This window comes from Bradyrhizobium sp. USDA 4501, from assembly GCF_054062115.1.
Genome location: NZ_JBSSEX010000001.1, coordinates 4,653,415 through 4,673,089 on the forward strand (window position 1 = coordinate 4,653,415; position 19,675 = coordinate 4,673,089).

The following is a 19,675-nucleotide window of genomic DNA, read 5'->3' on the forward strand; positions in this document are numbered from 1 at the left end:
AGGGGAGAAGGAAGTATGGCGGTCATCACCGCTTCGGCCACACCGCCGCGACCGCCAGTACCAGCCAGCTCAGGATCAAGAGCGTTCCGCCGGTCGGCGCAGCCATCGGAAACAATCCATGGCCGGCATATTGGCGCAGCACGAGGTCGCCCGCGAACAATGACGCCGCGATGACGAAGCCGGCCGCCGCCACGACTGCGAGCTTCGCATGGATGATCGCGCGATCCGCGACCGCGATGGTCGCGACTACGGCGGGTGCATGGAACAGCAGCATCGAGGATGCCGCCGCCAGCCGCGTGGCGTCAGGCAGATGGGCTGCGGCCGCCGCCAGCATCACGCCGCAAGCGCCCATGATGGCGGCAAGGCCGATCAGGAAGCGGGATGCGCCGCTCATCGGCGCCGTTCCTCGATCAGGCGCACCATGGCGGCACGCAGCTCCGGCATGCCGTCGCCGGTGCGCGACGAGGTCACCAGCACTTCGGGGAAGGCGGCGGGATGTTTTGCGAGCGTTGCTGACGTGTCGGCGATGACGGTCTTGAGTTCGCCGGCCTTCACCTGATCGGCCTTGGTCAGCACGACCTGATAGCTCACCGCGGACTTGTCCAGCGTCTTCAGCACGTCGAGATCGACGTCCTTGATGCCGTGGCGCGCGTCGATCAGCACGTAGACCCGCGCCAGTGTCGCGCGCCCGAGCAGGAATTTGTGGATCAGCGCCGTCCACGACGCCACCTTGGTCTTGGGCGCCGAGGCGTAGCCGTAGCCGGGCATGTCGACCAGGCGGAAGCCCGCCTTCTCCGGCCCCTCGAAGAAGATCAGCTCCTGGGTGCGCCCGGGCGTGTGCGAGGTGCGAGCCAGGTTGCTGCGGCCGGTCAGCGCGTTGATCAGGCTCGACTTGCCGACATTGGAGCGGCCGGCAAAGGCGACCTCGAGGCCGGCCATCGGCGGCAGCGTCTCGATCGAGGGCGAGGCCCAGATGAAGCGCCAGTCGCCGGCGAACAGTTTCCGGCCTTGCTCAATTAGCGCCGCATCGGGGTCGGTGCTCATGCGAAGGATTCCATCTCGTCGCGGCCAGACAAAGGCCCAAGGCGGGTCCTTGGCGTAGGACGACCCGGCCATCCAGGTCAACGTCCAGAGCCTCGGTTCTGGCCGTCCTCCAATATGTCGATGCCCGGCACAAGGCCGGGCATGACGTGGTGACGAAGCGCCGTTGCTGGAAGCTACGTCGCCTTCTTTGTCTCAGTCGTCACGCTTTTTTTTTGAAACGTCGACTTCAGATTGTCGAACAGCTCCACCTTCACGCCGTTGCGCCGCATGATGTAGCTCTGCTGCAGCACCGACAGCAGGTTGTTCCAGGCCCAGTAGATCACGAGACCCGCCGGGAAGCCGGCCAGCATGAAGGTGAAGATCAGCGGCATCCAGTCGAAGATCATCTTCTGGGTCGGATCCGGCGGCGCCGGATTGAGCTTCATTTGGACCCACATCGTGATGCCCATGATGATCGGCCAGATACCCATCACCAGATAGGCGCCGAAATGCGGTCCGAGCAGCGCGATCGGATCGAACGGAATGAGGCCGAACAGCGTGAACAGATTGGTCGGATCAGGCGCCGAGAGGTCCTTGATCCAGCCGAAGAACGGCGCGTGCCGCATTTCGATGGTGATGAACAGCACCTTGTAGAGCGAGAAGAACACCGGGATCTGCAAGGCGACGGGAAGACAGCCCGCGATCGGGTTGATCTTCTCCTTCTTGTAGATCTCCATCATCTCCTGCTGCTGCTTCACGCGGTCATCAGGATAACGTTCCTTCAGCGCCTGCAGCTGCGGCTGCACCGACTTCATCTTCGCCATCGAGGCGTAGGACTTGTTGGCGAGCGGGAAGAACAACAGCTTCACGATCACGGTCACCAAGAGGATCGCGATGCCGAAATTGCCGACCAGGCGATAGAACCAGTCGAGCGCCAGGAACATCGGCTTGGTGATGAAGTAGAAATGGCCCCAGTCGATCAGGAGATCGAAATGGTTGAGGCCGAGCTGCTTGTTGTAGCCGCCGAAGCCGACCAGCGGGAAGTTGAGGCCGACCGTGGCGGCCTCCTTCGCGCCGGCGAACAGCCGCCCGTTGGCAACGCCGGTGCCGCCGATCGGAATGGTCTGCGCGCCGAGCATGTAGTCGGTCTGGTAGCGCTTGTCGCCGGTGGTGAAGCGGGCGCTTTCGAGCGTTGCGGTGGTCTCCGGCAGCAGTGCCGTGGCCCAGTATTTGTCGGTGATGCCGAGCCAGCCGTCGGTGACCTTCGTGAACACGATGCCGCGCGAATTTCCGCCGGTTGAGGTCTTGGCCTCGTCGATGTTCTTGTAGCTGAATTCCTGCAGGCCGTGTTCGCCGAGATAGCCGATCGGGCCTTCATGCAGAATCGCGTAGCCGGAGACCGGCGGCTTGCCGCCGCGCGAGATCAGACCGAACGGATACAGCGTCACCGGCGCGCTGCCTTGATTGATGACCTCGTCCTTGATGCTGAAGAGGTAGCGATCGTCGATCGAGATGGTGCGGCGGAAGGTCAGGCCCTGGCCGTTCTCGTATTTCAGAATCACCGGGGTGCTCGGCGACAGGGTGTTCGATCCCTCCTGCTGCCAGACGGTTTCGGCGTTCGGCGTCTTCACCGATGAGCCGTTGGCGGTCAGCCACAGGAACTCGGCGTAATAAGGCTCGGCCGTGCCCGACGGGGAAAGCAGCACGACAGCCGGCGATTTGGGATCGACCGTCTCGCGGAACTGAACCAGCGCCAGGTCGTCGATCCGGGCGCCCTTCAGCGCGATGCTGCCGGTGACGCGCGGGGTCTCGATCTTGATGCGCGGGCCGGAGGCAAGCACCGTCTCGCGGCTCGCGACCGGAGCGTCAGCAGCAGGCGCGCCGGGAGCCGGAGAGGGAGTCGCCGAGGTACCCGGAGTGGTGCCGGGAGCAGCACCCGGAGTCGCCTGCGGCGCCGGCTTCTGCAACTCCGCCTGGCGCTGCGCCTCGCGCTGCTTCTCCATCTGCGGCACATTGTAGAAATATTGCCAGGCGATCAGGACAAGGCCGGACAGAATGACGGCAAGGATCGTGTTGCGGTTGTCGGACATCTCTTAGGGTCTCGTCATTCCATTCGGATTGGGCGCGCTCTTGTTACCCGCCTTGTTGGTACCCGTCTTGTTATTACCCGTGTTGGGCGCAGGCCGGTCGAGGCGGCGCAGCGCCGACCGCAGGTCGTCAAGCATGGTCGCAAAGTCGCGGGTCAGCGCGTCACGACGGCCCACTAGCACATAATCATGGTGCGGCCGCATGAATACGGCGTCGACCTGTCTCATCACTTCGCGAAGCCGGCGGCGGATGCGGTTGCGCTCGGTCGCGGTGCCGTTCTTCTTGGTGACGGTATAGCCGACGCGGATCGGGCCCTGATCGTCGCGGCGGCGGCCCTGCAGCACAAAAGCTGTGGTATTCGCCCGTGCGCCATTGGCAACGGCGAGGAAATCCGCCCGCTGCCTCAGCCGATCCATAATGGGTATCTCCGGAGAGGAGACGTCCGGGCTCAGGCGCTCAGGCGCTTGCGGCCACGCGCGCGGCGCGCAGCGAGGACCTTGCGGCCGCCGGCCGTGGCGAGACGGGCGCGGAAGCCGTGACGGCGCTTGCGCACCAGTTTGCTGGGTTGATAAGTCCGCTTCACGGGTAATTCTCCGCTGACCGGGCAATTTGCCGTTGTATTGAGATGGAGTCCGGTGATGCTGGCGGGCCCAAACGAGCCGTTGACGGCCCCAAAGAGCCGCCCCCGGGTCAAGAACCGGGCCATCGCGGACAGTTGGCGCGGCTTATAAGGGAGCGCCCTGTTTTCGTCAATGTCACAGGCCGTCGAAAAAGGGTTCTTCGAAACGTCGTAATTGGGGCGAATATATCTGATTTCGCGGGGTATTTGACGGTATGGAGACGCTTTGGGGCGTTCGGGGAACCGTCCACATTAGCGATCCGTAATTTGACCGGCTTGGGGGCCGGGCCGCATCTTCTGACCCCTAAGCCAAACAAGGCCTTATCTTGTGGCTCTAACTGAAGATCAGGCGACCGCGCAGAAGCAGCGGCCCAAGCCGTCCCCCCGGCTCGGGCTGTCGGGCAAGCTTTTGCTGCTGACGATTCCCCTGGTGATGATCGCCGGGCTCCTGATCTACGTCCCGGCCATCGCCAACTTCCGGATGAACCGGCTCAATGACCGCCTGGCCGCCGCCAATACCGCGGCGCTGGTGCTCGATGCCGCCCCGTCCGGCCTAGTGCCGGATTCGCTGGCGCGGCAGATCCTGACCAGCATCGGCGCCCGTGCCGTCGCCATCAAATTGGGACAGCAGCGCCGGCTGCTCGCCAGCGCCGATTTGCCGGCGGCGATCGACCATGACGTCGACATGCGGACCATGACGGTATGGTCGGCGATCGTCGATGCCTTCGAGATCATGCTGGAGCACGGTGACCAGACCATCCGCGTGGTCGGACCCGCGCCGGGCCAGGCGCAATTCATCGAGGTCGTGATCGACGAGAAGCCGCTGCGGCAGGCGATGTACCGCTTCTCGCGCAACGTTTTGGTCGTTGCATTGTTGATCGCCGGCCTGACCGCCGGTCTGGTCTATCTGGCGCTGCATTATCTGTTCGTGCGCCCGATGCGGCGGCTGACCGCGAGCCTGGTCGGCTTCCATGAGAATCCGGAGAGTTCGGCGCGAATCATCGTGCCGAGCCAGCGCGGCGACGAGATCGGCGTTGCCGAGCGCGAGCTGTCGGACATGCAGCGCGACCTCGTCTCGATGCTGCATCAGAAGAGCCGGCTTGCCGCGCTCGGGCTCGCCGTCTCCAAGATCAACCATGATCTGCGCAATCTGCTGGCGTCCTCGCAATTGCTGTCGGACCAGCTCGCCAGCGTGCCCGACCCGCGGGTGCAACGCTTTGCGCCGAAATTGTTGCGCTCGCTGGAGCGCGCCATCGCCTTCTGCCAGTCGACACTGTCTTATGGCCGCGCGCAGGAGGCGGCGCCTGATCGCCGCGTCATCATGGTGGAGCCCGCGGTCGCCGAGGTGCGGGAGTCGGCCGGGCTTGCCACCGATGTCTCGATCACCTGGATCAGCGCGATCGAGCGCGGCCTGACCATCGACGCCGACCCGGACCAGCTGTTCCGCGTGCTGCTCAATCTGGTGCGCAACGCGGCGCAGGCGCTGGAAACCCGGCCCGCAGGTGACGGCGGCGCGCAGCAGATCCGCATCACCGGCCGCCGCGAGGGGACGGTTGCGATCATCGAGGTCTCCGACACCGGTCCGGGCGTCCCGACCAAGGCGCGCGAGCATCTGTTCGAGGCATTCCAGACCTCCGGCCGCCCCGGCGGCAGCGGACTCGGCCTTGCCATTGCCGCCGAGCTGATCCGGGCCCACGGCGGCCACATCCACCTGGTCGAGGGCACGATCGGCGCCACCTTCCGGATTTCGATCCCGGATCGTCCGGTGGAACTGCTGTCGGTCCGCAGCGAGCGGGCGAGGGCCTGAGGCCGTTCCGGTATTCCGGGGCGGCCAAAACTGCGGCCGAAATTGGCGTTTCCAGACCTTGCCAACCGGACCCGGAGCCTGTAGCTAGAGCGCTCTTTCGCGACGTTCCGGGCCTCCCGGGACCATGCGGGCTCAAGCCCACCCGCGAAAATGCGCCCGTAGCTCAGCTGGATAGAGCATCAGACTACGAATCTGAGGGTCGGACGTTCGAATCGTTCCGGGCGCGCCATTTTACGACAGGGCGCGGTACCACGCCCTTCCCGCGGTGGCGCCCGCGTCACGAATGATTCCGGCGTCGTGCGGCTCGCCAGGCCGTGAGCCGCGGAATCCAGCGCGGGACATTGGCCCGGAAATCCTCGTACTCCGTTCCGAACATACGAACGAGCGCCGGCTCCTCGTACCCCACGACAAACGCGTGGAAGGCGAGCCACACCAACACACCGTACCCAAGAAGGCGCTGGTCGCCGAACAAGACCGCTTGGCCCAGAATGACGGCGACAAGGGCAACGTAAATAGGATTGCGCACATAGCGATAGAGACCCGTCACCACGAGGTTCTGCGTCGGTGCGACCGGCGCCGGCGTGCCCAATCCTTGCAGCGCAAAGCGTGCAAACGAGTCGACAAGCGCGGGTAGACCGGCGACGATCAACAGGATCCCGACGGCGCGCGTCGCGTCGAGATCGAAGAAGGGCGGCCGAAACTCCCAACGCGTAATCCACCAGGGAACGAGCCCCGCCACCGAGCTGGGCGCAACCGCAAAGAAGAGGGCAGAGCCCAATACCGCGATCGTTTTCGGCATGGGCACCTCCTTTCCGTCCTGTCGCAAGGCGGTCGGCAAAATTGAACCGTTGCATCATAGCGCCACGGCGAACACGTAGTGCCCATCTTCATCGGCCACGGCGCGCCATTCACGCAAGCTCCCATTGGTTCGGGCAGCTGATGCGTGCTCGTCTTCAGTAGACCCCAGACACTTCTGGATCGATTGCGTTCCACTGCACTCACACAGCCCGTGGTCACAGTTGGAGGGCGCTGTGGGTGTCATTGGCTTCCCTCCTCAGTCCTCAAGAGCCCGGTAAACCGACGCGCGGCCAATCTTGAGCGCCTTCGCGATAGCGGACGCTCCCATGCCTTCAGCCTTAAGCGCCTTCACTTTGGCGGTGTCGATGGACGCTTTGTGGTCTTGGTAGACCCCGCGTGCCTTGGCCTCCGCGATACTCTCAAGCAGCCGCTCTTTGCGGAGGTTGGTCTCGAACTCGGTGAACACACCGAGCATGTCCAGGAAGCGCTTGCCCGCTGCTGTGCTGGTGTCGATGGGTTGCTCTGTATAGCCCCTCAGGGATGCACCACGCGCCTTCACGGTGCGCACAATGTCCCGCGGGCGGGCGCGGGGTTCGCTTCAGCGGGCTATCGCCGCACCGGATCGGAGACCGGCCCGGAAAAAATGCGCCCGCGCGGGCCAGAATCGGGCCGAAGACGAGGGCCGCCCCGTAAAAACCCTGCTTGCCCCCGCCGGAGCGTTGAGAAAAAATAAGCTTTTTTAGCTTATAGGCACAGCAATGTTTTTATTCTTATTGTCTGTCCTTTTGAACCGGCGAGTCATCCCTCATGCAGAGTGACATCGCAAACGCCGTATTTTATGCGGCCGTGTTTCTGGGCATCGTCTACACCAGCCGCATCCTGGAAAAAAGATGGCCGATTGCGGACGTTCCCTACGCCGAGTTTCGTGATGATTGGCTCGCGGTGATCGTGAGCCTCGGGTTGTCGTCCATGCTCGCTCCGATCGCGGCGATCAGCGCGGGCAAGATTGCGAGCTATACCGGTCTCGGTTGGATCAAGCTGCCGACGGACGGCTACTGGTGGTACGTCTCACTCGCGATCATCGTGGTTGCATTCGATCTCTACAAGTACACGTACCATCGCCTTCAACATGCGATCCCCTTTCTATGGGCGATGCACTCCTTCCATCACAGCGCGAACGGCGTCACGTTCATTACCGGCGGCCGGCATTTCTGGCTGGAGAGGGTGTTGTCCGACGCCTTTCTTCCGATCATGGCGATCCTGTTCCGCATCCCGCCCGACATGGTGATCGCGGTGGGATTTATCTTCTTCATGCCCGATGCGTGTGCTCATCTCAACGTCCGCATTCCGCTCGGTCGGTATGTGACATGGATCAACAATCCGCAATGGCACCGGATCCATCATTCGGTCCTTCCCGAGCACAGGGACAAAAATTTCGCTGCCTGCTTTCCGTTTCTCGACATTCTGTTCGGCACGGCCTGGATACCGAAGCCGGACGAATATCCTGCAACGGGCCTCGTGCCTGCCGAGCGCGTGGACATCATCAATAGTGTGATCTGGCCAATCCGGCATCTTCGGCATTACTGGCATCGGGAGTCTCGGAATGAATTGGGTTAAGGGTCTTTTGGTGCTCCTCGCGCTGCTGCTGGGTTACGCCGACCTTGAGTCGACGAATGTGATCCTGAGTCTCGGATTGGGTGAGTTGAACCCGTTCATGCATCTGGCGCAGACATGGTTCGGCGTCTGGTGGCTGGTGCCCAAGCTTGGCTTGACGTTCGTGGTCACGTGGCTGCTTTGGCGGAGCAACAACGTTTACAACATCGCTCTCGTCGTCGCGTTCTGCTCCACGCCTGTCCTGAACAATCTCGTCATCATCGCGGGCACGAACTGAATCAATCCCTTCGCCGGTTGCCGCAATCGGCGACGTCAAGAGGATCAGCGATGTCGGACAGGTTCGTTGTCGCCTGCATGGTCTGCTGTGCCCTGATCCTGGGGGCTCCGGGGGCGACCGTGCACGCGCAGACGCCGTCGAACTGCAAGGAGCCGCAGACCGGCACCAGCCGCGTCCCGATGCTGTCGCCGCCGCTGGCCAATGTGGTGACGGGCACGGGACGGCTGCAATTCTACTCCGCACCGAATCTGCACTGTCCGATCCGCGGCGTGTTCGTCATTCCGAATGACGCACTGATCGCGTATGCGCAAACCAGGGATGGCTGGTCGTCGGTGATGTATCTCAATCCGGGGACGGGCAACGACGTCTCGGGTTGGGTGAGATCGGCGAGACTGAAGGTGACCGGAACCGTCGGACCGAAGTAGCGTGCCACCAGGATCGCGGCAGGCGGCTTCCCGCACCGCACCTGACGCTTCAACCAAAATCGCATCGCGCTTCAGGGCGTCAATGAATCGCCGCGTACATGATCTTCTCCTCGGTGGCTTCGAGCGCGGAGAATTCCTCGACCACCTTGCCCTGACGCGAGACCAGGATGCGGTCGGACAGCGCCATGATCTCGGGCAGATAGGACGAGATCACCACCACCGCCTTGCCTTCGTCGGCGAGCTGGTTGATCAGCTCGTGGATCTCGACGATGGCGCCGACGTCGACACCACGGGTCGGTTCGTCGAAGATGATCAGCTCGGGCTCCTGCACCAGCGATTTGGCGATCACCACCTTCTGCTGGTTGCCGCCTGACAGCTCGACCACCTTGGCCTCGTCGCCGATGGCGCGAACCTTGAGGCGCTGGGTCCAGGTCTTGCCGACCGAATTGGTCTCGCGCCGCGACAACATCATGCGGCCCCCGGGAAACTTGGAAAGCAGGCCGAGATAGATGTTGCGGGCGATCGAGGCGGTTTCGAAGAAGCCCTCGACCTTGCGATCCTCGGTCACATAGGCGATGCCGGCCCTGACCGCCGGCGCCGGAACCCGGTAGCGCACCGGCTTGTCGTGCAGCAGGATCTCGCCGCCGTGGAAGAAGTCACGCTTCAACACGCCGGAGACGATCTTGAAGGTCTCGGTGCGGCCCGCGCCGACCAGGCCGAACACGCCGGTGATCTGCCCGGCAAACACCGACAGCGAATTGTTCTTCACCATCGGCGCCATCTTGAGGTTCTGCACCGCGAGCACGCGCGCACCGGCCGGCCGGACGCTGGTCTTCCGCGCGCCATACAGCGTGTTGGAGAGATCGCGGCCGACCATCGCCTGCACGATCGCCGCGCGATCGAATTTCGCCGGTGTCGTCGGTGATGACATGCTTGCCGTCGCGCAGCACGGTGATGCGGTCGGCGAGCAGTAGCGCCTCTTCCAGCGCGTGCGAGATGAAGATGATCGAGACGCCGCGCTTCTTGAGGTCACGGACCAGGTCGAAGAAGTATTTCTTCTCTTCCGGCGTCAGCGACGCGGTCGGCTCGTCGAAGATGATGACCTTGGCCTTGTGCAGAACCGCACGCGCGATCTCCACCATCTGCTTCTTGGCGGCGCCGAGCCCGCTCACGGTGGCGGTCGGCGTCACGTCGAAATTCAGCGATTGCAGGAATTGCTGGGCGGCGATGTAGATGCCGCGCAGCCGGTTGTAGAATTTCTCCTGCCCGAGAAACAGGTTTTGCGCGACCGTCATGGTCGGCACCAGGCTGTTCTCCTGGAACACCATGGCGATGCCGAGATTGCGCGCCTCGAGCGGCGTGCGCGGCGCGACCTCCGTGCCATCGACACTCATGCCGCCGGACGTCAAGGTCACGACGCCGGCCATCACCTTGGTCAGCGTCGACTTGCCGGCGCCGTTCTCGCCGACCAGCGCGTGAATCTCGCCGCGGCGCAGATCAAAGTCGACGCCCTCGATGGCGGGCACGCCGGCGTAGAGCTTGGTGGCCTTGCGCAGGGACAACACGGTGTCGCTCATGAGCCTGTCTCCTCGGCGAGCCCGGCGAGGGGCAGTTTCAGCACGCGGCCCGGTCCCTTGGCGATCAGCACAAGATCGCCGCCCAGCTCGAGCGCGGCGACGACGCCGTGATTGACGCCGTCGACCCGGCTGTGCAGCGAATACTTTGGCTTGCCGTCCTCGCTCAGCCGGATGACGAGGCCATAGGAGCGCGGCGGCGCCCACGGCTTGATGACGCCCATCGTCTTGATGTGGGCGCCCTGCATCGGCTCCTTGAACGAGAAGCCCGAGCGCAGCCGCGGCGCCACCCAATAGGCTGGGTCGATCTCGGCCATCATGCGGCGCCGGTAGGCCGGCTCGCGCAGCACGAACTCGATCAGCTGGGTGCGTGCGGTGAATGCGGTGAGCCAATAGCCGCCGCCCGCGGCCTTCGACAGCCGCGACGGATAGACGGGCAGGTGACCGAGCACGACCTGCAGCGGCCGTCCGTTCGAGACGAGGACGAGGCGATGCCGCCAGCTCTCGCTGACCAGCACGCCGTCGCCGCGTGCGCAGGCGCCGAAGGCGTAGCCGAGCTTCGAGGCCAGCGGCTGCGCCGATTTGGTCTTGGGGTCGAGCCGGAACACGCGGCCGCTCCGGTTGAGCTCCATCAGGTCGCGCGCCCAATCATCGATGCCGCAGGTCACCGAGCCGTCGGTTGCGATCAGGGTCCCGTCGCCGGCCTGCGTCAGCGCGTTGATCGAGTTGAAGACGGCGTCGCTGAACGTCACGCTCGGCTCGCCCGACGAGGGATCGGCGTAGAGCCGCACCTCGCGGCCGCCGAGCGCGACCGCGATGCCGCCGCCGGTGAGCGCGCAGAGCGCCGAAATCGGCTGCTCGAAGCTGCGCAGCTCGGCCGCGCCGCCGCCGTCGAGGCGCAGCAGGCGCCGGCCGTCGGCGACATAGAGGTTGCGGCCGTCGGTTGCGAGATCCTCTAGCGCCTCGCATTCCAGCAAGGTCGTCGCCGTCTCCAGCTTTTGATTCGGCTTGAGCGCGCCGTCGAACGACGGCACGGTGATGGTGGCCTCGCCACGGCCGAGAAAGCGGTTGGCGAATTCCCTGACGGCCGCGATCACGACAGCTTCCCCCAGCGCTTGTCATACTGCACGAAGTTCGGGTCCGCGTTCTCCAGCTTGTAGCGGCCGATCCGGTTGTTCATGATGCCGCCGAGATAGAGATAGCCGCGATGCTCGCGCATCGAGGTGATCATCGGATGGTTCTCGCCGTGCAGGTCCCAGAACGATTCGAGGATCTTGCCCTGCTCGTTGAACTTGACCACGCAGCCGGTGTTGATGTTCGGGAACAGCCATTCGTCGACCGGGACGCGCTTGGCCATGCGGCGGCGGAAGCCCGGCATCTTCCAGGCAAGGTCGAGCGAGGGGCTGCGCATGCCGACCAGCGCCAGCCAGTAATTGCCGTCGGAGGCGAGATTGATGTTGTCGGGATAGCCCGGCAGATTGTCCATCACTACCTCGACCTGGCCCTTCTTCGGCCCCGCAAACCACAGCCGCTTGATCGAGCAGCCGAAGGTCTCGGCGAACAGGATCGACTGGCCGTCGCTGGCGACGCAGATGCCGTTGGGGAATTTGAGGCCGCGCAGCGCCGTATGCGTGGCGCCGGTCTTGGTGTCGTAGCAAATGATGCGGCCGTTGCCGCGCGCCTCGAGGCCGTCGATCGGCCATTCGTCCATCTCATAGCGGACGGTCGCTTCCGAGAAGAAGATCAGGCCGTCGTCGGTGATGTCGAGGTCGTCGGCCAGCCGCAGCCGGCTGTCGTCGTTCACCGAATGCATGCTGCGGTTGGTCTCGTCGGTCGCCTTCTCCACGGTGCCGTCGGGCGTGATGCGGTAAAGGCCCATGCCGCCGATGCAGACATAGAGATTGTCCTGCCGGTCGAACGCCATGCCGAGCGGCTGACCGCCGATATGGGCGAACACCTCCATGCGCTGATAATCGGGCGCATGGAAGCGGATGATGTCGCCATGGCGCGAGCCGGCGTAGAGATTGTTGTTGCGATCGAGGATTACGTCCTCCGGCGCCTCGATGCGGCCGAGGCCGATCAGTTCGACGTCGCGCAGCTTGTCGTTCTGCTCGAACGGGCCGCCCTGGCCGATCTCGGTGGCCGGCGGCGGCGGCAGCGCATGATAGGTCGGCGCGACATAGACCTTGCTGATGATGCGGGTGCGGTTCTTCTGCCAGCGGATGTCGACCATCGCCGCAACCAGCAGGATGCCCGCCAGCGCCATGCGGTTGATGCCGCCGCGCGCATTGAGCGTGGTCAGGCCGTTGGTGACCAAGAGCACGATCAGCACGCCGACCAGCGATTTTGCGACCGAGCCCTTGCCGCCGCCGAGCGTGATGCCGCCGAGCACGGTCGCGGTCAGCACGATCACCTCGAGGCCGACGCCGATATCGCCGCCGACGGTGCCGAGCCGGGCCGCGAAGAACAGCGCGGCGATGCTGGTCAGCACGCCGCTTGCGACATAGCAGAGCGCGATGGTGCGGCGGACCGGAATGCCGGAATTGTAGGCGGAACGGCGCGAGCCGCCGATCGCGGTGATGTGCCAGCCCGGGCGCAGCCGGGTCATGAAGATATGGCCGAAGATGGCGATCGCGATGTAGACGATTGCGACGCTCGGAATGCCGAACACGTCGCCACCGCCGATGAAATTCCAGGACGGGATGTCGGGGAAGGCCGCGGCGATCGAATTGGAGTAGCGTTGGATCAACAGATCGAACGCCGAGCGGTAGATGATCAGGGTGATCAGCGTTGTGATGAAGGCGCGCAGCCTTAAGTAGCCGATCAGGACGCCATTGACGGCGCCGAGCAGCGCGCCGCAGGCGAGGGTGGCGACCACGACCGCAGGCACCGGCCAGTTCAGCACGTCGAGCAGATAGAGCGCGCAGAAATCCGTCAGCGCGAAGATCGAGCCGACCGACAGATCGATGCCGCCGACGATGACGACCAGCGCCATGCCGAGGCCGATGAAGCCGATCTCGCCGGCCTGCCGCGCGGTGTCGGCAAGGCTCGACGGCGACAGGAAGTGATCGATGGAACGGCTGAGCGCGAAGCCGACGATCAAAAGCAGGATCACCGGTATTGCGGTCTCGGTCCAACGCTTGGACAGGATCTCCCCGAGGAGATGATCCGGCCAGTAGCGGTAACGCAGGCTCGTCAGGGTGTCGCGCATCGGCATTCCAGCAAGGCGTTCGATTTGGGAAAATCGACGTCCCGGGTGAGATCGCCCGGGACGTCGAGCGGGAATGGTTCGACTATTTTTTCAGGTCACTGAGATTCCAGCACGCGGTCTGGCTGTCCGCGTTCTCTTTGGTGATCGGAATCAGCGTCGTGTATTCCGACCCCTTGATCGAGCCGGCCTTGGCGCCCGACGACAGCAGCCATTTGATCGTGCCGGCCATCTGCGCGGCCTGGGTGGGCACGTCGTAGCTCATGTTGAGATCGAACGCGCCGGACTTCACCAGTTCGCAGGCGCCCTTGCGCTCGCCGCCGCCAGAGGTCGCGACGAACACCTTGCCGGTCAGGCCGGCTTCCTTCACCGCAGCGGCGGTGCCGATGTCCATGCCGTCCCAGAAGCCGACGATGCCGCAAAGATCAGGATTCTGCTTCAGCACCGTCTGGGTGATCGCCTTGGCCTTCGCGGCATCCCAGTCGGCCGCCTGGCTCGAGACCACCTTGATCTCCGGATGCTTGGCAAGCACGTTCTCGACGCCCTTGAGCGTGTAGGCGCTGGCGGCCGCCGAGAGCGCGCCCTGCACGATGGCGATCTTGTTCGACTTGCCCTGGCAGGCCTTCACCACGGCTTCGGTGTCGCGCTCGCCGATCTCGATCCAGTTGGCGCCGACAAAGGCCGACGAGCGATAGGCCGATCCCATGTTGATCTGGATGACGTAGATGCCTTCGTTCTCGGCGCGCTGCAGCAACTTGGCGTAGGTCTGCACGTCCGGATTGTGGATCACCATCACGGCGGGCTTCTCCGAGATCAGCGAGGTCACTGCCTGCGCGCCGGCATTGGTGTTCCAGTTGGGATCGCGGATCTCGAACTTCACGCCGAAGGGCTCGAGCTCCTTCTTCATGCCGGCGTACCAGCCTTCGGTGAGGTCGAAGTTCATGGCGACCGGAACGTAGGCCACCGTCTTGCCGGCGAGGGCTTCCCTGAACGGCTTCTGGAACGGCTCGTCCAGGCCCTGCTGGGCCAGAGCCGGGGCGGCGATGGCGGCAAGCCCAAGCGCCGCGGCGATCACCTTTGCAGTGCTGACAGCGTATTTCATTGCTTCCTCCTTGGTCGTGATTGAATGTTCTTGTGGCTTGGTTCAGATGTCGCCCTGCTGTGCCGTTTCTTCGTTGCGCGGATTCAGGAATGAATCCGTGATGACGGCGAGCAGCAGGACGACACCCTTGACGAGATTTTGTCCGGCGTAGGAAATGTCCATGATGGTCATGCCGTTCAGCATGGTGCCGATCAGCAGCGTGCCGATGATGACGTTGAGCACGCCGCCGCGGCCGCCCGACAGGCCGATGCCGCCGAGCACGACGACGAGGATGACGTCGTAGATCAGGGTCGAATTGAAGATGCGGGTCGGCATCGAGTTGACCGATGCCGCCATCACGAGGCCCGCGAAGCAGCCGATCAGCGCCGCGACGACGTATTGCAGCACGATGATCGGGCGCGAGGGGATGCCGGTGACGCGGGCGGCGTAGGGATTATCGCCGATCGCGTAGATATAGGCGCCCCAGCGCGTCTGGCGCAGCAGGAACGCGACCACGACGCAGGCGATCGCGAACATCACGATCGAGGTGGGAATGCCGAGGATGGTGCCTTGTCCGAGCCGCTCGAAGCCCTTCATGCCGTCGCTCCACTGCACGACGTCGAGCTGAAACAGCGCGGCCTGCCCGAGGCCGGCGAGCAGCAGGCCGGTCGCCAGCGTCGCAAACAGCGAAGGGACCTCGGCATAGGCGATCAGCCAGCCATTGACCAGGCCGAACGCGATCGTGAGCAGCACGGCCGTCACCAGCGCGGTCGGCAGCGAGTGGCCGTTCTGCACCATCTGCAGCACAAGCCCCGGCGGCACCGCGAGCGCTGCGATCAGCGAGATGTCGATGCCGCGCCCGATCACGACGATCGCCATCGCAAGCCCGAGGATGCCGAGCACCGCGACGTTCTGCAGCAGCGTCAGCATGTTCTCCGGCGTCAGGAAGCCGCGCAGGAAGATCGAGAACGCCAGGAACAGCACGGCAAAGACGGCGAAGACGATCTCCTGTTGATTGAACCGCAATCGCTTCATTGCCTCGTCCTTCCTTGCGTCTATAGGTGCGCCGTCTGCCTGGATCTGGTGCGGGAGCCGGTCGCGACACGGCCGGGCCGCGTCCTGGCTGCGACCGCAGCGTCGACGAATGCGCCGACGGTGTTGATGTAGGCCTCGATCGAGGTGCCACGTCTGCGGTACTTGGCGCGCTTGACGTACCAGTCCTGCAGCAGCGGCTTGATCAGCGATGCCGTCAGCGTGACCTGATCGATCGTGAAGACGCCGCTGGCGACGCCCTGCTTGAGGACGCCGGCGATGATCTTCTCGGTCATCACCTCCATCTCGATGGCGCGCTGCCGCTCCGCCGGCGGAAACGACTTCGCTTCCATGAAGCAGAACACGAACCAGGGCTGCATCGCCTCGCTCATCCGGACATGGGTCGCGATGATCCAGTGCAGATGCTTGCGCGCATCCTGCTTCACGTCGGCGGGCGGCGAGTTGAGGACCTCCGCCACCGTCTCGGCGACCTCGCCGAGGATCATCGACAGCAGCGTCGGCTTGCTGTCGAAATACGTATAAAGGCCGCCCATGCTGAGGCCCGAGGCTTCCGCGAGCTGGCGCAGCGTGGTGGCGTGAAAGCCGTGCTTGTTGGAAAGCGTAAGCGTGGCGCCGATGATGCGCGTGAGATTCGGAACGGCGAGATGAGTTTTCTGGACCCGGATGGAATCCCGATGACGTTCGAGGATCCGTGCGCAAAGCACGTCCATCGCGAACGCATTCGCCGTCCCCGGTCGCTGACGCGCGAGACCCACGTTGCCTCCCTGGCTATGCTCCCGGACCATTTCATTTTGTTGCTGGTCCGGGCTGGGGCTTTACGCCCTTGCGTAATTCCTAGCCCACGAAATGGCGCCCGGAAAAGGGGGATGATGAAATTTTCTGAGAGAGCGCTCGCTCGTTTTTGGTCCGCAGCCGTGTTGCCCGGCTTGGGCGCGTCGTCGTTCCGGCCATCGTCGGGAACTTTGCGCGCTGAAAGCACAGCACAAATTCCAGGTAGTCTGGTCGACGAGCACGCCGGTTAGACGGGCGTCACATTCCGATGATGGGCGTGTGGGAAGCTCAAGAGCGCAACGGCTTGCTGATTCGATGCGAAAATCTGACGTGACGTGCCCCCATTGCCAGGCCGGCTATCGCCGGATCGAACTGACGTCGAAAGGCGGCGCCGCGGGTGAGTTTCGCTGCCTGGTGTGCGAACACATCATCGAGCTGATGGATGGTTCGACCGACGTCGCCTTTCGGCTGACCGTGCAGCCGGGCAAGACGTCCTACGCCTACTAGCGTTTTCGGTTCGCGTGAAGGACACGTGCTCAAACACAGGGTAACAGCGCCGGTCGGTGGCGCCATGCTCAACGCTGCTGCGGCAGGTTGACCTCGCTCCTTCGCGCCTCCTGGCTGCGGCGCTCGGCTTCGCCGCCCGATCGGGACAGCATGCCGATCGCCACGATCGCTGCGGCAAAGCCGGCGGCGGCGCCGACGCCGAGGGCCCAGCGCGGGCCGAGGTGATCGGCGACCCAGCCGACGATCGGCGCGCCGATCGGCGTGCCGCCGAGCGCAACGCCGAGCCGCAGCGCCATCACCCGTCCGCGCATCGCCGGCTCGGTCGAGAGCTGCATCAGCGCGTTCGAGGTGTTGGTGACGGTCAGCGCGGCGACGCCGATCACGACCAGCGCCGCGGCAAACAGCCAGTAGCTCGGCGCCAATGCGGCGAGCGTGCAGCCCAGCCCGAAGATCGCGGCACCCAGCATCAGCGAGCCGAAGCGCGGCTCCTCGCGGCTCGCTGCCAGCAGCGCGCCCGACATCGTTCCGAGCGCCATTATCGACGACAGCAGGCCGAAGCCGCGCGCATCGGTGTGGAACACGCCAACCGCCATGGTGGAAATGAAGATCGGAAAGTTCAGTCCGAAGGTCCCGATCAGAAACAGCATGATCAGCGTCGCCCTGAGATCGGGCCGCGACCAGACATAGTGGAAGCCCTGCATCACGCTGCCCTTGGTGCGATGGGCGCGCGCGTTCGGGCGCAGCTCTGAGGTGCGCAGCAGGGTCAGCGAGGTCAGCACCGCCAGGAACGATGCGCCGTTGAACAGGAACGCCCAGCCGGTGCCGACGGAGGCGATAATCAGGCCGGCGACGGCCGGGCCGATCATGCGGGCGGCGTTGAACGAGGTCGAGTTCAGCGCGATCGCATTCGACAGATTGGTATCGCTGACCAGTTCGGCGACGAAGGTCTGTCGCACCGGGGCATCGAGCGCCGCCGCGCAGCCGAACAGGAACGCGAAGGTGTAGACGTGCCAGAGCTGCACCAGCCCGGTGACGGTGAGAATGCCGAGGATGAGTGCGAGCGCGCCCATCGTCGCCTGGGTCGCCATCAGCAGTTTGCGCTGGTTGAAGTGATCGGCGGCAAAGCCGGTCCACGGCATCAATAATAGTTGTGGCCCGAATTGCAGCGCCATCACGATGCCGACGGCGGACGCGCTGTGATTTGTCAGCTGGGTGAGAACCAGCCAGTCCTGCGCCGCGCGCTGCATCCAGGTGCCGATGTTGGATACCAGCGCGCCGGCCGCCCAGACCCGGTAGTTGAAGCTCGCGAGCGATCGAAATACGCGTCTCATGTTCCCTGAGGTTCATTCCCGCCGTGAAACCGCCCGAACCGCCGCGCCAGGAACAGGCCGATCAGAAGACCGCCGAGCCCGAGCGCTGCAACGTCGCTGGTGGTTCGCAAGCCAAAGTCGCCGACGCGGCAGACCAGAAGATATCCGACCGCGAGGTTGAAGAAGCCCCACACGATGTTGACGGTCGACGAGGACAGGCCTTCGCCGGGCGGCTTGGCGAACGGGCTCTGGAACGCTTCGCCCATCATGCCGGCGACGACGTGGGGGATCGCATTGGTGAGAAAGACGCCGCCGAAGAAATAGGCGACGAGATCAAGCCAGTTCATGCGCGTTGGTCCTTTCAACGAGATCGATGATCGCCTGCGTCGAGCCGGTTTCGCCAAGCCGCGGGAACACGTGCTCGATGCTGTATTCATGTGCGTGCGACCGCGCATCGGTCATGGCGTCGATTGCGAGCGTGACGTTGAAGCCCGCCTCATAGGCCTGTCTCGCCGTCGATTCGACGCCGCCCGCGGTGGCGACGCCGGCGATCACGACTTGCGTGACGCCACGCGCTCTCAGCAGGCTTTCGAGGTCGGTGCTGGCAAATGCGCCTCGCGTTCGCTTGGTCACAACGATGTCGCCGGGCTGTCGGTCGAGCTCCGGAATGAGATCGGTCCATCCGTCGGGAAGCGGGCCGCCAAATGGATTTCCAATTGGATTTCCTTGGCGCGGCGCCTGCTCGGTTCGTCCCGGCGAGCTGCCGTCGACATTGACCAGCGCAACCGGTAGACCGTGCCGTCGGAACGCAGCGCCAAGCGCGGCGGCGCGAGCCGCGACGTCGCCGATCGGATGGGCGAAGGGCCAGCCCATGAGGCCGCTTTGTAGATCGATGACGATCAATGCGGTGATCGGATCGAGCGTGGTCAGGGCCATGGTCGTTACCTTTCTCGCAAGCTGACGCGCCGCAGCCCGCCTCAATCCTCGACCAGCCGCTTCAGCAAGCCGACGGCGGCGGCGAGTTCGTCCTGCTCCCGCGCCGACAGCCGCGCGGCGATGGTGCGCGACAGCCAGTCCTGCCGTGCGGCGCGGCCGGTGCGAAGCCGCTCGCGGCAGCTATCGGTGAGCGACATGATGGTCTGCCGGCCGTCGTCCGGATCCGGCGCGCCGCGGACCAGGCCCGCAGCCTCGAGCGCCGATATCGCCGAGCTCATCGATTGCGGACGCATACCCTCCGATCGCGCCAGGCTGGACACGGTCGCGGGGCCATCCTTTTCGAGGCGAAGCAGCACCGCGACCTGGGAAGGCGGGAGGTCCTCGCGTTGACCCTGCTCGCGAAGCCGCCGCTTCAGCCTTCCAATCAACAGGCGAAGATCTTCGGCCAGCGCGGATGTGCGCGCCGAGCCGGGGGCGGGCCGGTCCATTGCTCATGCCGGATCGGATAGCATATATGAAGGTAAACTGTAAAGATTATCTTCGCAGTTTATCTGCATACGTGTCCTGCTGCAGCCAACCGGCTG

At 64.3% G+C, this 19,675-nt stretch carries 20 protein-coding genes, 1 tRNA gene and 2 pseudogenes; 6 read left to right on the plus strand and 17 right to left on the minus strand.

Features of this window, described 5'->3' with window-relative positions:
* Positions 1-25: 25 nt before the first annotated feature.
* The 5 genes from ACVWZM_RS21265 to rpmH all read right to left on the minus strand — a co-directional run bounded on the left by ACVWZM_RS21265 (position 26) and on the right by rpmH (position 3,694).
* Positions 26-394 carry a DUF423 domain-containing protein gene (locus ACVWZM_RS21265; RefSeq protein ID WP_456782842.1) on the minus strand — a complete coding sequence of 123 codons (369 nt, stop codon included), beginning with the start codon at positions 392-394 and terminating at the stop codon, positions 26-28.
* Positions 391-1,044: a ribosome biogenesis GTP-binding protein YihA/YsxC gene (gene yihA, locus ACVWZM_RS21270; protein WP_456782841.1), complete on the minus strand. Its 654-nt coding sequence runs from the start codon at positions 1,042-1,044 to the stop codon at positions 391-393. The genes ACVWZM_RS21265 and yihA overlap by 4 nt, the downstream gene beginning before the upstream one ends.
* 173 nt (positions 1,045-1,217) lie before the next feature.
* The gene (gene yidC / locus ACVWZM_RS21275; protein WP_456854586.1) at positions 1,218-3,113 is read right to left on the minus strand and encodes a membrane protein insertase YidC; all 1,896 of its coding nucleotides are present in this window, start codon (positions 3,111-3,113) and stop codon (positions 1,218-1,220) included.
* Positions 3,114-3,116: 3 nt separating this feature from the next.
* Positions 3,117-3,527 carry a ribonuclease P protein component gene (rnpA, locus tag ACVWZM_RS21280; RefSeq protein WP_057018968.1) on the minus strand — a complete coding sequence of 137 codons (411 nt, stop codon included), beginning with the start codon at positions 3,525-3,527 and terminating at the stop codon, positions 3,117-3,119.
* 32 nt (positions 3,528-3,559) lie between these two features.
* Positions 3,560-3,694, minus strand: a complete 135-nt coding sequence (gene rpmH, locus ACVWZM_RS21285; protein ID WP_008542748.1) for a 50S ribosomal protein L34 — start codon at positions 3,692-3,694, stop codon at positions 3,560-3,562.
* A 364-nt stretch (positions 3,695-4,058) separates the two neighbouring features.
* Between rpmH and ACVWZM_RS21290 the strand changes: the two genes are divergently transcribed.
* Both ACVWZM_RS21290 and ACVWZM_RS21295 read left to right on the plus strand, forming a co-directional pair.
* On the plus strand, positions 4,059-5,537 hold the full coding sequence (locus tag ACVWZM_RS21290) for a sensor histidine kinase (RefSeq protein WP_456854588.1): 1,479 nt from the start codon (positions 4,059-4,061) through the stop codon (positions 5,535-5,537).
* 152 nt (positions 5,538-5,689) lie between these two features.
* Positions 5,690-5,766, plus strand: a tRNA-Arg gene (locus ACVWZM_RS21295).
* Between the two features lie 48 nt (positions 5,767-5,814).
* Here the strand turns inward: ACVWZM_RS21295 and ACVWZM_RS21300 are convergent.
* Both ACVWZM_RS21300 and ACVWZM_RS21305 read right to left on the minus strand, forming a co-directional pair.
* Positions 5,815-6,336, minus strand: a complete 522-nt coding sequence (locus ACVWZM_RS21300; RefSeq protein ID WP_076834958.1) for a methyltransferase family protein — start codon at positions 6,334-6,336, stop codon at positions 5,815-5,817.
* A gap of 255 nt (positions 6,337-6,591) precedes the next feature.
* Positions 6,592-6,912: pseudogene (locus tag ACVWZM_RS21305) on the minus strand (recombinase family protein); the annotation flags it as partial.
* A 230-nt stretch (positions 6,913-7,142) separates the two neighbouring features.
* On the opposite strand from ACVWZM_RS21305, the gene ACVWZM_RS21310 reads away from it, so the two are divergent.
* From ACVWZM_RS21310 to ACVWZM_RS21320, 3 genes are read left to right on the plus strand one after another with little or no spacing between them, the layout of a single operon-like run.
* Positions 7,143-7,952 carry a sterol desaturase family protein gene (locus ACVWZM_RS21310; RefSeq protein ID WP_028335924.1) on the plus strand — a complete coding sequence of 270 codons (810 nt, stop codon included), beginning with the start codon at positions 7,143-7,145 and terminating at the stop codon, positions 7,950-7,952.
* Positions 7,939-8,226 (plus strand): DUF5658 family protein, encoded by a 288-nt coding sequence (locus ACVWZM_RS21315; RefSeq protein WP_225161514.1) that lies wholly within the window; start codon positions 7,939-7,941, stop codon positions 8,224-8,226. Before ACVWZM_RS21310 ends, ACVWZM_RS21315 begins: the two co-directional genes overlap by 14 nt.
* A 50-nt stretch (positions 8,227-8,276) precedes the next feature.
* On the plus strand, positions 8,277-8,651 hold the full coding sequence (locus ACVWZM_RS21320) for a hypothetical protein (protein WP_057018949.1): 375 nt from the start codon (positions 8,277-8,279) through the stop codon (positions 8,649-8,651).
* A 79-nt stretch (positions 8,652-8,730) separates the two neighbouring features.
* On the opposite strand, the pseudogene ACVWZM_RS21325 reads toward ACVWZM_RS21320, so the two are convergent.
* The 6 genes and pseudogenes from ACVWZM_RS21325 to ACVWZM_RS21350 all read right to left on the minus strand — a co-directional run bounded on the left by ACVWZM_RS21325 (position 8,731) and on the right by ACVWZM_RS21350 (position 16,277).
* Positions 8,731-10,228 (minus strand): annotated as a pseudogene (locus ACVWZM_RS21325) (sugar ABC transporter ATP-binding protein).
* Entirely contained in the window at positions 10,225-11,322 is a 1,098-nt protein-coding gene (locus ACVWZM_RS21330) for a hypothetical protein (RefSeq protein ID WP_456854590.1), read from the minus strand. The pseudogene ACVWZM_RS21325 and the gene ACVWZM_RS21330 overlap by 4 nt, the downstream one beginning before the upstream one ends.
* The gene (locus ACVWZM_RS21335) at positions 11,319-13,442 is read right to left on the minus strand and encodes an ABC transporter permease (protein ID WP_456854592.1); all 2,124 of its coding nucleotides are present in this window, start codon (positions 13,440-13,442) and stop codon (positions 11,319-11,321) included. Before ACVWZM_RS21335 ends, ACVWZM_RS21330 begins: the two co-directional genes overlap by 4 nt.
* Positions 13,443-13,518: 76 nt before the next feature.
* The gene (locus tag ACVWZM_RS21340) at positions 13,519-14,535 is read right to left on the minus strand and encodes a sugar ABC transporter substrate-binding protein (RefSeq protein WP_057018945.1); all 1,017 of its coding nucleotides are present in this window, start codon (positions 14,533-14,535) and stop codon (positions 13,519-13,521) included.
* 42 nt (positions 14,536-14,577) lie between these two features.
* Complete coding sequence (locus ACVWZM_RS21345; protein ID WP_253588656.1) at positions 14,578-15,549, minus strand: ABC transporter permease; 972 nt, start codon at positions 15,547-15,549, stop codon at positions 14,578-14,580.
* A gap of 20 nt (positions 15,550-15,569) precedes the next feature.
* Positions 15,570-16,277, minus strand: coding sequence for a TetR/AcrR family transcriptional regulator (locus tag ACVWZM_RS21350; RefSeq protein WP_076834932.1), 708 nt, complete (start codon positions 16,275-16,277; stop codon positions 15,570-15,572).
* Between the two features lie 391 nt (positions 16,278-16,668).
* Here ACVWZM_RS21350 and ACVWZM_RS21355 point away from each other — a divergent pair, with 391 nt between their 5' ends.
* Entirely contained in the window at positions 16,669-16,845 is a 177-nt protein-coding gene (locus tag ACVWZM_RS21355; RefSeq protein WP_309249307.1) for an MJ0042-type zinc finger domain-containing protein, read from the plus strand.
* A 68-nt stretch (positions 16,846-16,913) separates the two neighbouring features.
* On the opposite strand, the gene ACVWZM_RS21360 is transcribed toward ACVWZM_RS21355, so the two are convergent.
* From ACVWZM_RS21360 to ACVWZM_RS21375, 4 genes are read right to left on the minus strand one after another with little or no spacing between them, the layout of a single operon-like run.
* On the minus strand, positions 16,914-18,176 hold the full coding sequence (locus ACVWZM_RS21360) for an MFS transporter (protein ID WP_225647156.1): 1,263 nt from the start codon (positions 18,174-18,176) through the stop codon (positions 16,914-16,916).
* Positions 18,173-18,502: a hypothetical protein gene (locus ACVWZM_RS21365; RefSeq protein ID WP_057018940.1), complete on the minus strand. Its 330-nt coding sequence runs from the start codon at positions 18,500-18,502 to the stop codon at positions 18,173-18,175. The genes ACVWZM_RS21360 and ACVWZM_RS21365 overlap by 4 nt, the downstream gene beginning before the upstream one ends.
* Positions 18,489-19,091, minus strand: coding sequence for an isochorismatase family protein (locus ACVWZM_RS21370; RefSeq protein WP_456854594.1), 603 nt, complete (start codon positions 19,089-19,091; stop codon positions 18,489-18,491). Before ACVWZM_RS21370 ends, ACVWZM_RS21365 begins: the two co-directional genes overlap by 14 nt.
* A gap of 41 nt (positions 19,092-19,132) precedes the next feature.
* Entirely contained in the window at positions 19,133-19,579 is a 447-nt protein-coding gene (locus ACVWZM_RS21375) for a MarR family winged helix-turn-helix transcriptional regulator (protein WP_456854596.1), read from the minus strand.
* Positions 19,580-19,675: the final 96 nt, after the last annotated feature.

Bases quoted from the DNA above. Each gene is read 5' to 3' on its own strand.
- ACVWZM_RS21265 (WP_456782842.1), bottom strand. From the start codon at position 394: ATGAGCGGCGCATCCCGCTTCCTGATCGGCCTTGCCGCCATCATGGGC.
- yihA (WP_456782841.1), bottom strand. From the start codon at position 1,044: ATGAGCACCGACCCCGATGCGGCGCTAATTGAGCAAGGCCGGAAACTG.
- yidC (WP_456854586.1), bottom strand. From the start codon at position 3,113: ATGTCCGACAACCGCAACACGATCCTTGCCGTCATTCTGTCCGGCCTT.
- rnpA (WP_057018968.1), bottom strand. From the start codon at position 3,527: ATGGATCGGCTGAGGCAGCGGGCGGATTTCCTCGCCGTTGCCAATGGC.
- ACVWZM_RS21300 (WP_076834958.1), bottom strand. From the start codon at position 6,336: ATGCCGAAAACGATCGCGGTATTGGGCTCTGCCCTCTTCTTTGCGGTT.
- ACVWZM_RS21310 (WP_028335924.1), top strand. From the start codon at position 7,143: ATGCAGAGTGACATCGCAAACGCCGTATTTTATGCGGCCGTGTTTCTG.
- ACVWZM_RS21315 (WP_225161514.1), top strand. From the start codon at position 7,939: ATGAATTGGGTTAAGGGTCTTTTGGTGCTCCTCGCGCTGCTGCTGGGT.
- ACVWZM_RS21320 (WP_057018949.1), top strand. From the start codon at position 8,277: ATGTCGGACAGGTTCGTTGTCGCCTGCATGGTCTGCTGTGCCCTGATC.
- ACVWZM_RS21335 (WP_456854592.1), bottom strand. From the start codon at position 13,442: ATGCCGATGCGCGACACCCTGACGAGCCTGCGTTACCGCTACTGGCCG.
- ACVWZM_RS21340 (WP_057018945.1), bottom strand. From the start codon at position 14,535: ATGAAATACGCTGTCAGCACTGCAAAGGTGATCGCCGCGGCGCTTGGG.
- ACVWZM_RS21345 (WP_253588656.1), bottom strand. From the start codon at position 15,549: ATGAAGCGATTGCGGTTCAATCAACAGGAGATCGTCTTCGCCGTCTTT.
- ACVWZM_RS21350 (WP_076834932.1), bottom strand. From the start codon at position 16,277: ATGGACGTGCTTTGCGCACGGATCCTCGAACGTCATCGGGATTCCATC.
- ACVWZM_RS21360 (WP_225647156.1), bottom strand. From the start codon at position 18,176: ATGAGACGCGTATTTCGATCGCTCGCGAGCTTCAACTACCGGGTCTGG.
- ACVWZM_RS21365 (WP_057018940.1), bottom strand. From the start codon at position 18,502: ATGAACTGGCTTGATCTCGTCGCCTATTTCTTCGGCGGCGTCTTTCTC.
- ACVWZM_RS21370 (WP_456854594.1), bottom strand. From the start codon at position 19,091: ATGGCCCTGACCACGCTCGATCCGATCACCGCATTGATCGTCATCGAT.
- ACVWZM_RS21375 (WP_456854596.1), bottom strand. From the start codon at position 19,579: ATGGACCGGCCCGCCCCCGGCTCGGCGCGCACATCCGCGCTGGCCGAA.